The 12,858-nt window shown below is 71.8% G+C and carries 9 protein-coding genes; 6 read left to right on the forward strand and 3 right to left on the reverse strand.

The window, feature by feature from the left end:
* Positions 1 to 17 precede the first annotated feature (17 nt).
* The 5 genes from OG309_RS34475 to OG309_RS34495 all read left to right on the forward strand — a co-directional run bounded on the left by OG309_RS34475 (position 18) and on the right by OG309_RS34495 (position 8,202).
* Positions 18 to 2,252 (forward strand): MMPL family transporter, encoded by a 2,235-nt coding sequence (locus OG309_RS34475; protein WP_329427019.1) that lies wholly within the window; start codon positions 18 to 20, stop codon positions 2,250 to 2,252.
* A 210-nt stretch (positions 2,253 to 2,462) separates the two neighbouring features.
* Positions 2,463 to 3,974, forward strand: coding sequence for a streptophobe family protein (locus OG309_RS34480; protein ID WP_329427021.1), 1,512 nt, complete (start codon positions 2,463 to 2,465; stop codon positions 3,972 to 3,974).
* Between the two features lie 70 nt (positions 3,975 to 4,044).
* Positions 4,045 to 4,791, forward strand: coding sequence for a response regulator transcription factor (locus tag OG309_RS34485; protein ID WP_329427023.1), 747 nt, complete (start codon positions 4,045 to 4,047; stop codon positions 4,789 to 4,791).
* Positions 4,788 to 6,302, forward strand: coding sequence for a HAMP domain-containing sensor histidine kinase (locus OG309_RS34490; RefSeq protein ID WP_329427025.1), 1,515 nt, complete (start codon positions 4,788 to 4,790; stop codon positions 6,300 to 6,302). The genes OG309_RS34485 and OG309_RS34490 overlap by 4 nt, the downstream gene beginning before the upstream one ends.
* 103 nt (positions 6,303 to 6,405) lie before the next feature.
* The gene (locus OG309_RS34495; protein ID WP_329428698.1) at positions 6,406 to 8,202 is read left to right on the forward strand and encodes an ATP-binding SpoIIE family protein phosphatase; all 1,797 of its coding nucleotides are present in this window, start codon (positions 6,406 to 6,408) and stop codon (positions 8,200 to 8,202) included.
* A 57-nt stretch (positions 8,203 to 8,259) separates the two neighbouring features.
* On the opposite strand, the gene OG309_RS34500 is transcribed toward OG309_RS34495, so the two are convergent.
* Together OG309_RS34500 and OG309_RS34505 are read right to left on the reverse strand one after the other, a co-directional pair.
* The gene (locus tag OG309_RS34500) at positions 8,260 to 8,613 is read right to left on the reverse strand and encodes a YkvA family protein (protein ID WP_329427027.1); all 354 of its coding nucleotides are present in this window, start codon (positions 8,611 to 8,613) and stop codon (positions 8,260 to 8,262) included.
* 222 nt (positions 8,614 to 8,835) lie between these two features.
* Positions 8,836 to 9,927 carry a PP2C family protein-serine/threonine phosphatase gene (locus OG309_RS34505; RefSeq protein WP_329428700.1) on the reverse strand — a complete coding sequence of 364 codons (1,092 nt, stop codon included), beginning with the start codon at positions 9,925 to 9,927 and terminating at the stop codon, positions 8,836 to 8,838.
* Between the two features lie 340 nt (positions 9,928 to 10,267).
* Here OG309_RS34505 and OG309_RS34510 point away from each other — a divergent pair, with 340 nt between their 5' ends.
* A complete protein-coding gene (locus tag OG309_RS34510) occupies positions 10,268 to 12,118 on the forward strand; it encodes a glycoside hydrolase family 15 protein (RefSeq protein ID WP_329427029.1) in 1,851 nt (616 codons plus the stop codon).
* A 190-nt stretch (positions 12,119 to 12,308) separates the two neighbouring features.
* Here the strand turns inward: OG309_RS34510 and OG309_RS34515 are convergent, their stop codons facing one another.
* A complete protein-coding gene (locus OG309_RS34515) occupies positions 12,309 to 12,677 on the reverse strand; it encodes a hypothetical protein (RefSeq protein WP_329427032.1) in 369 nt (122 codons plus the stop codon).
* Positions 12,678 to 12,858: the final 181 nt, after the last annotated feature.

Genomic DNA, 12,858 nt, shown 5'->3' on the forward strand with positions numbered 1-12,858 from the left:
GACCTGGAGCGTCTGCTGTGGCCACATTCCTTTCCCGGCTGGGCCGGTTCTCCTTCCGGAGGCGCCGGCTGGTCGCGTTGCTGTGGGTGGTACTGCTCGTGGGGACGGGGGTGCTGGCCGGGAGGGCCCCCGCCCCGCCCCCCAACGACTTCTCGATGCCCGGCACCGAGGCCCAGCAGGCCTACGACCTCCTCGACAGGAACTTCCCCGAGCTGAACGCCGACGGCGCGACGGCCAGGGTCGTTTTCCGCGCGCAGGACGGCAGGATCACCGACCCGGAGGCGACGAGGGCCGTCCAGGAGACGGTCCGGGAACTCGCCGACGATCCGCAGGTCACGCGGGTCACCGACCCGTACGCCACCCGGTCCGTGAGCGCCGACGGCTCCACCGCCTACGCGCAGGTCGCCTACGAGGTGCCCGCCTCGAAACTGGCGGAGAGCTCGCGCACGGCGCTGCGGGACACCGTCGGGCAGGCGGGCTCGACGGAGCTGACGGTCGAGGTCGGCGGCAACGCCGTCGACGCGGTCGCCGGCGGCCACTCCTCCGAGGCCCTGGGCCTGGCGGTGGCCGCCGTGGTGCTCGTCATCACCTTCGGCGCGCTGCTCGCCGCCGGACTCCCGCTGCTCACCGCCATCCTCGGCGTGGGCATCGGCGGGCTGGCGATCAAGGTACTGGCGGAGCCGCTCGGGCTCGGCTCGACCACGAGCGGTCTCGCCACCATGATCGGCCTCGCGGTCGGCATCGACTACGCCCTGTTCGTCGTCTCCCGCTACCGAGCCGAACTCGCCCGCGGCCGCAGCCGCGAGGAGGCGGCCGGGCACGCGGTGGGCACCGCCGGATCGGCAGTCGTGTTCGCGGGCCTGACCGTGGTCATCGCCCTCGCGGGGTTGGCTGTCGTGGGCATTCCGTTGCTCACGCGGATGGGACTCGCCGCGGCCGGCACGGTCGTCCTCGCGGTGCTCATCGCCGTCACGCTGATCCCCGCCCTGCTCGGGATCTGCGGCCGCCGGATCGGTCCGCCCCGCGCCGGGCGGCGCCGGGGCGAGGACGACGGCCCGAAGCCGGCCATGGGCGTGCGCTGGGCCCGCTTCGTCGTCCGGCGACCGGTCGCCGTCCTCCTGGGCGGCATCGCCCTGCTCGGCGTGATCGCCGTGCCGGCGGCGTCCCTGGAGATGGGGCTGCCGGGCGACGAGAGCAAGCCCGCCTCGACCACGCAGCGCCGCGCGTACGACCTGGTCGCCGACCGCTTCGGCCCCGGCTACAACGGCCCGCTCACCGTGGTCGTCCAGGCAGCGGGAGGCGGCAGCGCCCAGGCCACCGCCCAGGGCGTGGCCGAGGACATCCGCGACAGGAAGGACGTCGCGGCGGTCGGACAGCCGAGGCTGAGCGAGAACGGTGACACCGCCGTCCTGAACGTCGTCCCGGCGACCGCGCCGTCGAGCACCGAGACGGCCGACCTCGTGCACGCGCTGCGCGACCCGTCACTCGCGGGTGACAACGAGGCCCACGTCCTGGTCGCCGGAACGACGGCGATGAACGTGGACGTCTCGCAGAAACTCTCCGACGCACTGCTCCCGTACCTGGGACTCGTGGTCGGCCTGGCCTTCCTGCTGCTCATCGCCGTCTTCCGCTCCCTCCTCGTCCCGCTCAAGGCGGCCCTCGGCTTCCTGCTCTCCGTCCTCGCCGGCCTCGGCGCGGTGGTCGCGGTGTTCCAGTGGGGCTGGCTGTCCTCGGTCTTCGGGGTCGCGGTACCGGGACCGGTGATGTCGATGACGCCCATCTTCATGGTGGGCGTCGTCTTCGGACTCGCCATGGACTACGAGGTGTTCCTCGTGACCCGGATGCGCGAGGCGTACGTCCACGGGCAGTCGCCGAAGGACTCCGTGGTCAGCGGATTCGAGCACAGCGCACGCGTGGTGACGGCGGCTGCCGTGATCATGATCTCGGTGTTCGCGTCCTTCATGGGCAGCGACGAGCAGATGCTCAAGACCATCGGCTTCGGTCTCGCCGCCGCCGTCCTGTTCGACGCCTTCATCGTGCGCATGGCACTCGTCCCGGCGGTCCTGGCCCTGCTCGGCCGGCGCGCGTGGCGGCTGCCCCGATGGCTGGACCGCCTCGTGCCCGACCTGGACGTCGAGGGCGAGCGGCTTGAACGGGACCAGGCCGATCCCACGGGTACGGGAGGCGAAGCGTCACCCGACGGCGGCCGGGACCCGGTCGTCGAAACCGCGGGAAGGGGCCCGGGCCACTGAGCCCGATCCCCTGAGCGGGGCCCGCGCACGTCGATCCCGCATCCGCATCCGCACCCGCACCCGCATCCGCACCCGCGCACCCGCACCCGCACCCGCGCACCGGCGTCCACGCATCCGCGTCCACGCGCCCATGTCCACGGGGCGGCGGCCCCCTCCCGCCGCCCCGTGCCCTCTCCCGTACCCGGTCGTCTCGCACCCAGGAGCCTGCCCATGTCCTCCGCCCCGCCGCCCCCTCGTCCTCCCGGCTCGGCCTGGCGCCACGCCCTTGAAGGAGCGCTCTCTGTTGCGACCGCCGTCCTGGCGATGACGGCCGCCGCGTGGGCGGCGCTCGCGGTCCTCGGCGCCGGGGCGGTCGCCCCCCTTTCCCGCCTCGTGCCGACGTTGGTGAGCATGGCCGTCGGCGGCGGTGTCACCGTGGAATCGGCGCCCTCCGCCGAGTCCTCCGACGGCGGCCTCGGCGGGCTGCTCGGGGGACTGGGGGGCGGAGGTGGAGGCCTGAGCCTCGGCCTGACCGGTGAAGCGGCGGTGACGCCACTGATGCTGACGTTCCTCGGCACGGCCGTCCTGGCGATCGGCTTCTTCCGGCCCCTGCGCCGACGGCAGCGGCCTGCCCCGGCGCTGCTGTGGGTCCGGTGCGGCGGCGCGCTGGTGACCACGGTCGTGGTCCTCCCCATCCTGGCCGGCATGGCCCAGGGCACGGCCCGGTTGCCGGAGAGCGTGACCCAGCGCTTCGGGAAGGGGGCCTCGTCGGGAGCGTTCAGCCGGTTCGGAGGCGGCGGGGGAGGAGGTCTCACCAAGGGCCTGTCGTCGGTGATGTTCGAGACCGATACCGCGGCGACCGTCCTCTTCGGTCTGCTGTGGGTCGGCGTCGTCCTCGCCCTCGGCTGCCTCGCCGCCCGTCGGACGACCCTCCCGCGCCCCCTCGCCCTCAGCCGCCTGCGCCTGAAGTGGCATGCCGTCAGCTCCACCGTGACCGGGATCGGAGCCGTGCTGTGCTGCTCGGCCCTGGTCGTCGCGCTCCTGGCCGGGGCCGCGTCCCTGACCGGCCGCGACCAGGCGGCCAAGGCGGCCGGTCTGCTGCTGCTCCTCGCCCCCAACCTGATCGCCGTCCTGCTCACCGCCGGCCTCGGCGCCTCCTGGCAGGCCGGCATGGAAAGGCTGCAGCCCGAAGGCGGTGGCGGGATGCTCGGCATGCTGGGCGGTGCGGGCGCGGCTCAGGGTGACGCGGCGGGTACGGACAAGTCGGTCGACCTCGGCGGCTGGTCGGGCGCCGGCGTGCCGCTGTGGCTGCTCGCCATGGCCCTCATGCTGCTCCTCCTGGTGATCGCCGGGTACGTGGCCTCCGCCCGCACCCCGGCCCGCACCCCGCGCGAGGACTCCGAGGCCCTGCTCGACCGCCACGCGGAGATCGCCCTGCGCACGGGCGTCGCGGTGGGTGTCTCCGCACTGCTGCTTCCCCTTCTCGCGCAGGGCTCGCTGCGGATCGGCATCAGTCTCATGGGCAACGAGATGGGCGGCATGACCGCGGGCCTGGAAGGCGGCCCGGGGCTGTCCGCGCTGACCGGCTTCGTCCTGGCCGCCCTCGCCTCGTACGCCGGCAGCCGCCTGCACGGCCGACGGGCCCGGCGTTCCGGCCCGGCCCCGCGGCGGCGCGACATCACGGGCGGCCCGCCGGCCGCCGACCGACCCGCCCGCCGGGTCCCCTCGGACACGGTGTCGTGAGCTCCATGTGATCTCCTGAGAAGGCCCCTGTCAGCCCAGTCCCCAGTCCGTGAAGGCGGCGATCCACACCATGGCGGCAACCGCACCTACCCCGCACTCCGTGGGTCGCCCCGGCCGGGACCACCTGCTCGTCGTCGACGACGAGCCGACCGTCCGGGAACTGCTGCGCACCGCACTGAGCTACGCCGGCTTCGCCGTCGACGCCGCCGCCACAGGTCAGGAAGCCCTCGACCTGGCCGCGGACCGTACACCGGATCTCGTCCTGCTCGACGTGATGCTCCCGGACATGGACGGCTTCGAGGTGATCCGCCGCCTGCGGGCCCAGCCCCGCTCACCCCTGCCCGGCCGAGGCGGCGACGTGCCCGTCCTCTTCGTCACCGCACGCGACGCCCGTCAGGACCGCCTGAACGGCCTGCGGCTCGGCGGAGACGACTACGTCACCAAACCCTTCGACCTGGAAGAACTGATCGCCCGCATCCACGCCGTACTGCGCCGTACCCGGGGCGAGCAGCCGGCCCGGATCACCGTCGGCGACCTGACGCTGGAACCCGACAGCCACCACGTCGCCCGGGCGGGACGGACCGTCCGGCTGTCCCCGACCGAATTCCGCCTCCTGCACTTCCTCGTCGCCAACGCCGAGCGGACCATGACGAAGAACCAGATCCTGGACGCCGTGTGGGAGTACGACTTCGGCGGCGACCCCAGCATCGTCGACACCTACATCAGCTATCTGCGCCGCAAGGTCGACAAGGGCGAGCCCAGGCTGATCCACACCGTCCGAGGCGTCGGCTACGTGATCCGAGAGCCCCGGTCGTGAAGCGGCCCGCCCTGAGGCCGCCCGGACACCGGTGGCTGCGCCGGCTGTCACTCCGCACCCGACTGCTGTGCCTGACCACGGCCCTGGTCGCGGTCGGCCTCCTCGGCACCGGCGTGATCGTCACCGCGGCCCTGCACGGCTATCTCCAGAACCGCGTCGACGACCGGCTCGTCCTCACCGGCGAGATCGCCGCCCGCCTCGTTCCGCCCGCCGACACCGGGACCCCGCCCAGTGTGCAGGCCCTCAGCGTCCTCGGCGACACCACCGTGACCTATCTGGACGACGACGGCGCCACCCGCAGGACGTTCGAGACGAGCACCGTACCCCCGGGTGGCGGCCCGGAACTCCCGCCCCTCGACCGAACGTCCGTCGTCGCCCACGGGGCCCGGCCCTTCACCGTGCCCTCGAAGGACGGCGACCACGAGTGGCGGGTCATCGCCCTCACCCAGCCGGCGCAGCTGTTCCCGCCCGAAGACGCCGAGAGCGGCGGCGTCGTCGTCGTGGCCACCTCCCTCGACGAGGTCGACCGCACCGTCACCAAGACCCGCAACCTCTCCCTCACCGTGGGCGCCGCCCTGCTCGTCGTCCTCACCGCCGCCGGCTGGTTCGCCGTCCGCTCCGGGCTGCGCCCGCTGACCCGCATCGAGGAGACCGCGACGGCCATCACCGCCGGCGACTACTCCCACCGGGTCCCCGAACTGGCCGCACCCCACACCGAGGTGGGACACCTGACGGCATGCCTCAACCAGATGCTCGGGCGGATCGACACGGCCTTCCGGGCCCGCGCGGAGGCCGAGGCGAGGACCCGCCGCTTCTTCGCCGACGCCGGCCACGAACTCCGCACGCCCCTCGTCGGGATCAAGGGCTACACCGACCTCTACCGGATGGGCGCCCTGCCCACCCGCGAGGACGTCGACCAGACCATGACCCGGATCGCCGCCGAGTCCGAACGCCTCACCCGGCTGGTGGAGGAGATGTTCCTCCTGGCCCGGCTGGACGAGGAGGCGGTCTCCGACCGCGAGCCGGCCCTCGCCCTCGATCTCGCCCCCATGGACCTGCGCACCCTGGCCGCCGACGCACTCCACGACGTACGCGCCCTGGACGCCGCCCGTCCCGTCACCCTCACCGGACCCGGCGGGGGGAGACCCGCCACCGCCCCCGCCGTCGCCGACGAGGCCCGCCTCCGCCAGGTCGTCACCAACCTCATCGGAAACGCCGTCACCCACACCCCGCACGGCACCCCGATCCGTATCGGCGTCGGCACCGTCGACGACCGGGCGGTGCTCGAAGTCGCCGACGAGGGCCCGGGCCTCACCCCGGCCGAACGCGACCGCGTCTTCGACCGCTTCTACCGCACCGACGACTCCCGCGCCCGCACCACCGGCGGCTCCGGCCTCGGCCTCGCCATCGCCCACGCCCTCGTCACCGCCCACGACGGTCGGCTCACCCTGGACACCGCGCCCGGCCGGGGCTGTACGTTCCGCATCGAACTCCCCCTGACCGGTCCGTAGCCCGAAGAGGCCGAGTCCCTGGCCGGAAGTCGGCCGATCAGCCGAAAAAGGGTGCATGCTGAGCATCAACAGCGGTCGAGTTCCTGTTCTGGAGGTCGAAAAAATGAACGGCGGCGAGGGAAGACGGCGCCTGGCCGCCCGTGCTTCGGCCGGAAAGGGTGCCGCGGCGCACCGCTCGGCCGGAGCCCGCAGACGACTCGCCCGGGGCGGCGAGGTGCCGCTCGACCGGCTCACGACGCGAGGTCGGCTCGCTTGGCTGAACTCCGCCGGTTCCCGCATCGGCACCACCCTCGACCTGGAACGCACGGCCCAGGAGCTGGCCGAGTTCACCGTGCCCCGCTTCGCCGACGGCGCTGCCGTCGACGTCCTGGAGAGTGTCCTGCGCGGCGACGAGGGCGCACAGTGGACGGGTACGGGCGTCCCGCTCATGCGGGCCACCGCGCTGTGCTGCATCGATGAGCTGTCCTCCCTGGAGCCCACACCGGTGGGCGAGACCTTCGTCCGCGCCGAAGAGGCGCACGAGACGCTGCTGCACCGCTACTGTCTGCGACAGGGCAGGCCGGTGCTGGTGAGCCGTATGCGGAGCGAGGACTTCATCAAGGTCGCGCCGACGGAGAGCGCGGCGGCGAAGATGCGGGCCGCCGGAGTGCACAGCTATCTCGCCGTGCCGCTGATCGCCCGCGGGCTGTTGCTCGGCAGCGCGGACTTCGTCCGCGGCCGCGGAGCACCTCCGTTCTCCTCCACCGACCTCGCGCTGGCGGAACAGCTGGCCTCCCAGGCCGCCGTCTACATCGACAACGCCCGGCTGTACGGGCGTGAGCGCGAGCACGTCGTCTCGCTGCAACGCGCACTGCTGCCGCGCGCGACCCCGGTGACGCCAGGGCTGCGCGTGCACTCCGAGTACGCGCCCTCGACGGCGCACCACGGCGTGGGCGGGGACTGGTACGACATCATGGCTCTGCCCGGCGGACGTACGGCCCTGATGGTGGGCGACGTCATGGGCCACGGTCTGCCCGCCGCCGCCACCATGGGGCGTCTGCGTACGGTGGCGCGCACCCTGATGACCCTGGACATGGCTCCGGAGCGCGTCCTGGCCCGGCTCGACCTCGCCACGCGTGATCTGGAGGACGAGCAGGTCGCCACCTTCCTCTGTGCGGTGTTCGACCCGGCCGACTCCACGTACACGCTGGCCAGCGCCGGGCACCTGCCGCCGCTGTTCCTTGACGGACACGGCTCCGCCGAGTTCGTGGACGTACCCGTCGGCGCGCCGCTCGGGGCCGGAGTGATCCCGTACGACCCGATCCGTTTCAAGGTGCCGAGGGGCGGCAACCTGGTCATGTACACGGACGGGCTCGTCAAGTCCCGGCGCGAGGACATCGACCACCAGTTGGAGCGTCTGCGCTCCACGGCCTGCGGCCTGGCATCGGAGGCTCTCGAAGCCGGCGGCCTGATCGAGCGTGCCCCGGCCGACGCCAACCGTTTCGACGAGGCCGTCCTCGTCGTCGCGACGGCCGTCTCGGACGTCCCGGCCGATCTGTGCGAGTGGCAGTTGCCGCAGGAAGGGCGAGCGGCGTCCGTCGCCCGGAGCCTGGTCACGGACCAGCTCGCCGAGTGGGACCTGACGGAGCTCGCCGACGTCTTCGAACTCGTCGTCTCCGAACTCGTCGGCAACGCCCTGCGCTATGGCAACGGGCCCGGCAGGCTCCGGCTGCTGCGCGGCGACCGACTTGTCGTGGAGGTCTCGGACACGGGCCCCGACCTGCCCCAGATCCAGCACGCGGATCTCAGTGACGAGGGCGGCCGAGGTCTCCAGCTCATCAACATGTTGTGCCGCCGATGGGGTTCCTGCCGCACCGTGACCGGCAAGGTGGTGTGGGCGGAACAGAACCTGCCCTCCTGAGGACGGCGGGAACGCCGACGCCGGGGCCGCACGGGGAGTGGCCGGCCGCACCCACGTTCATCGGCCCTCGCGCCGAGGCCGCGACCACGCCGCCGGACCGCTTCCCGAGGCCTTCGGACCCTCGGGAAGCCCCCTGGGATCCGCCTCGCTCCCGGAGATCGCCGCGTGCAGCATCCGCAGGGCGATCAGGAGGACGCCGATGTCGTCCAGATAGACCGGGTCAGGGATCAGGTCGACCGGGGAGACCGTGTAGACCACCGCTGCCCAGAACAGGGCCTTGGACCGCAACGGGACACCGGCGTCCAGCAGGAGCCTCCGAGCCCGGAAGACGCGGACGAGCAGAACAGCCGCGAATCCCGCCGCGACGAGCACGAGAACCACGGCCACGATGAGGAAGAGGGAGCTGTCCATGCCGCTCTCCTGCCCCGCAGTGGTCCAGGCCACGCGGGGGTGCGCGGCTGTCACAAGGCTACGGCACCGGGACCGCGGCCCGGCTCCATGGGCCGTGCCCGTCGTCGGCTCCGTCCGGCCGATCCGGTGCCACGGGCAGGCCGTCGCCTCGGAACGGGGCGAAGGGCCGGCCGGCGGGAGTCGCCAGGGCTCGCGGGGCCACACCTCGCCCACAGGCACGGCTCACGGCGCGTGCAGGCGTACGGCCAAGGCGGCGATGTCATCGTCGAGGGCGCCCCTGCTGTGACGGAGGAGGTCGTGGTGCAGCGCCGTGAGCAGATCACGGGGAGGCGTGGGGGGCTGCCGGCGCATCCACGCGGTCAAGGGGAAGAACTCACCGTCCCGGGCGCGGGTTTCGGCGATCCCGTCCGTATAGAGGAGGAGAAGCTCGCCGGGAGCGAAGTCGAAGGCGTCCGCACGGTACTGGTCGCCGAGCAGTTCCGCGAGGCTGAGCAGAGGCGAGGGGACGGACGGCTCGAGGACGCGCACATCCTTGAAGCCGTGGATCAGGGGCGGAGGGTGTCCGCAGTTGACGATGGTGATGCGGCCGCCTTGATGCGGGATCTCGACGAGCAGCGCCGTGGCGAAGCGTTCCATCGGTGCCTCGGGTGGATGGGCGGCGTTGTGCCGGGCACAGCTCGCGTCGAGCTTGCGGGCGACCTCGGCCATGGAGGCCTCGCCATGTGCCGCCTCCCGGAAGGCGTTGACGATCGCCGCGGCCGCCCCCACGGCCGGCAGGCCCTTCCCCCGCACGTCGCCGATGAGCAGCCGTGCCCCGTACGGCGTATCGACCACCTCGTAGAAGTCCCCGCCGATGCGGGCTTCCGCGGCGGCCGCGAGGTACAGCGATTCGATCTCGACGTTCCGGAAACGGTGCGGCAGGGGCCGCAGTACCACCTGCTGGGCCGCGTCGGCGACGAGCCGCACCTGGAAGAGCGTGCGCTCCCGTTGAAGTCGGACATGGCTTCCGTAGGCGGCGGCCACGGTGACCGCGACGATTCCCCCGCACGTCCACCACGTCCCGAGATCGGGGAAGACGAAGCTGAGGCCGATCATCAGAAGGAGGCAGACGGTCCCCAGGAGCACAGTCGGGAGGACCGGCCACATGGCGGCGGCCAGAGCAGGCGCCGCGGGCAGGAGGCGGCTGAAGGCCATCTCCGGCGGAGTGGCGTAGGCCAGGCCGGCGATCACGACGGTCAGAACCACCGGCGACAGCCGCACGAGCGTGCCGTAGCCGTAGCTCCGACGGAGCCACGGCCGTCCGGACTCGATCATGAATCCCAGAGTATCCGCGAGGGGCTCGCTCAGCGACGTGACAGGCGGGCGCCCCACCTGTCCGCCCGGGACGTCATGACACCCGTGCCACGCCCCTTCGTGGACGAGTGGTGCTCTTGAGGCACGACGTGACGGCGGGTTCCCTCGAAGGGTGCCCTCCACCTCACCTTAGGGTGATTCCCGGGCCCGCGCGCAGCGGCAGCACGTACCGGCCCGCGTCACGCCGTCGCCAGGACGGGGCGACACCGGCGGCCTAAGCTGATCGGGTGCTGTCCGGTCCGCCTCAACGTCGGCGCACAGGTGCTCCGCATGCGGTCGGCCGGGCTGAAAGGGGCCCGCGATGGAGGACTATCCCCTGATCGAGGACCACGGTCTGATCGGTGATCTGCAGACCGCGGCCCTTGTGACGACCGACGCGACGATCGACTGGTTCTGTTGCCCTCGCTTCGACTCGCCGAGCGTCTTCGGCTCACTGCTCGACCGGCGGAAGGGCGGCCACTTCACCGTGCGGCCGGTTGCCGACACGTTCACGACCAAACAGCTCTACCACCCGGACACGGCCGTTCTGGTGACGCGCTTCATGACGGAGGCAGGGGCGGGGGAGGTCGTGGACTTCATGCCGGTGACGGGAGCCACCGCGACCGATCGGCACCGTCTCGTCCGCCTGCTCCGCTGTGTGCGCGGCAGCATGACGTTCGAAGGGGAGATCGCTCCGCGCTTCGACTACGGACGCAAGCCGCACGAACTCCACCTGTCCGAGCACGGCGCCCTGTTCACCTCGGAAGACCTGAACCTGGCCGTCCACGCCGTCCGTGAGCCGCAGGACGAGCGGCGGATGAGCGTCCTTCCGGGAGCCGACGACGACCTGCGCTTCTCCTTGAGCCTGCGGGCGGGGGAGCAGCGCGGCCTGGTCATGGAATCCGCCCCCGACGGGCCTCCGCGCGAGGTGCGCCTGGAGGAGTTCGAGCGGCTCTTCCACGAGACGGTCCGCTTCTGGCGTTCCTGGCTGGGACAGTCCACCTACTCAGGGCGCTGGCGGGAGGCGGTGGAACGCTCGGCCATCACGCTGAAGCTGATGACCTACGCGCCGACCGGCGCCCTGGTCGCGGCGCCCACGGCGGGGCTCCCGGAGCAACTGGGCGGGGAGCGCAACTGGGACTACCGGTTCACCTGGATCCGTGACGCCTCCTTCTCGGTGTACGCCCTGCTGGGCCTGGGGTTCAAGGAAGAGGCGTCCGCGTTCATCAACTGGCTGCACGACAGGGTCAAGCAGGAGGCCGGTCAGGGCAACGGTTCGGGGCCGCTGAACATCATGTACCGGGTCGACGGCTCCGCCGACCTGTTCGAGGAGACCCTCGGTCACTGGGAGGGATACCGAGGCTCCGCCCCGGTCCGGATCGGCAACGGCGCGGCGAGCCAGCTCCAGCTGGACATCTACGGCGAGGCGCTCGACAGCATCTACTTCGCGCACGAGCACGGCATGCACCTCGACCACGGGGGCTGGAAGGCCCTGCACACCCTGCTCGACTGGCTGGTCGACCACTGGGACCAGCCCGGCGAAGGGCTCTGGGAGACGCGCGGGGGCCGGAAGGACTTCACCTACGGTCGCGTGATGTCCTGGGTCGCCTTCGACCGGGCCCTGCGGATCGCCTACGACGACGGCCGCCCCGCGGCCGGCGGACGCTGGGTCGACGCACGGGACGAGATCTACGCGCAGGTGTACGACCGCGGCTGGGACCCGGGTAAGCGGGCTTTCGTACAGCACTACGGCGACGACGTGCTCGACTCGGCGCTGCTTCGCATGCCGACGGTCGGCTTCATCACGCCGGACGATCCCATGTGGAAGTCCACTCTGGACGCCATGGAGCGTGAGCTCGTCAGCGACAGCCTCGTCTACCGCTACAACCCCGAGGCGTCCCCCGACGGGCTGCGCGGCTCCGAGGGAACCTTCTCCCTGTGCACCTTCATGTACGTCGACGCCCTGGCCCGGGCGGGACGCACCGACATGGCCAGGCTGGTGCTGGAGAAGATGCTCACCTACGCCAACCACCTCGGGCTGTACTCCGAGGAGATCGACCTGACGGGACGGCAGCTGGGAAACTTCCCCCAGGCCTTCACCCATCTGGCACTGATCGACGCCGCGATCACCCTGGACTCGCTGCTTCAGGACACGCGGCGCGCCGGACCGTAGGCCGGGCGTACGCCGCACCGGCGCCTGCGTCACCTCATGGACCTGGCCGGAGTCAGGACCCGGATGCAGCTCGGGGCCCACGCCATGCGAAACGGCTGGGCAGAAGTTCCTTGACCAGCCGGCACCGGCGCGCCGTCCCGCGCGGCACCGCCCCGCTCGAGTCGTCGCGGGGCGATGCCGGACGGTGTGATCAGGAGACGCGCTTGAGGGTCCAGGCGTTGTTGTTGAAGCCGGAGTTCGGCCAGGCGACGCACGAGCTGCTGTAGTAGGAGCTGGTCGCGGTCCAGCCGGCGGGGTAGTACGTGGACCCGCAGGCCTGGACGACGGTGCCTATGGGCAGGCCGGTGAGCTGCTTGATCTGCTTGATGTTCGGGTCGAAGTTCTGGGTGCCGCAGCTGGCGCTGTACCCCCAGCTGACATCGACGTAGCCGAACGGGGTGGCGGTGCTCGCACACGTGGTCGTCACGTCACCGGGGGCTGCCTGGGCGGGCGCGGCACTGAGGGCGAACATCGCGGCGGCGCCGGCGAGGGCCATGGTGGTGGTGCGGAAACGGCTCATGGTGGGCTCCTTGGATCCAAAAATGACCAATGGCATAGGGCAGCCCTGTTTCTACGGTGTGTACGCGAGCCGTAACAGCCTGTTTCCGGTCTGGTGGAATCAGGCCACGCCGCCGGTAGGCCCGGACCCGAGCCCTCCCCGCTTCAGGCCCCTAGAAGAACCCGAGCCTCTTCGGCGAGTA

It is taken from the genome of Streptomyces sp. NBC_01268, assembly GCF_036240795.1.
In the GTDB taxonomy this organism is placed as follows: Bacteria; Actinomycetota; Actinomycetes; order Streptomycetales; family Streptomycetaceae; genus Streptomyces.

Bases quoted from the DNA above. Each gene is read 5' to 3' on its own strand.
- OG309_RS34485 (WP_329427023.1), top strand. From the start codon at position 4,045: ATGGCGGCAACCGCACCTACCCCGCACTCCGTGGGTCGCCCCGGCCGG.
- OG309_RS34495 (WP_329428698.1), top strand. From the start codon at position 6,406: ATGAACGGCGGCGAGGGAAGACGGCGCCTGGCCGCCCGTGCTTCGGCC.
- OG309_RS34480 (WP_329427021.1), top strand. From the start codon at position 2,463: ATGTCCTCCGCCCCGCCGCCCCCTCGTCCTCCCGGCTCGGCCTGGCGC.
- OG309_RS34515 (WP_329427032.1), bottom strand. From the start codon at position 12,677: ATGAGCCGTTTCCGCACCACCACCATGGCCCTCGCCGGCGCCGCCGCG.
- OG309_RS34505 (WP_329428700.1), bottom strand. From the start codon at position 9,927: ATGATCGAGTCCGGACGGCCGTGGCTCCGTCGGAGCTACGGCTACGGC.
- OG309_RS34510 (WP_329427029.1), top strand. From the start codon at position 10,268: ATGGAGGACTATCCCCTGATCGAGGACCACGGTCTGATCGGTGATCTG.
- OG309_RS34500 (WP_329427027.1), bottom strand. From the start codon at position 8,613: ATGGACAGCTCCCTCTTCCTCATCGTGGCCGTGGTTCTCGTGCTCGTC.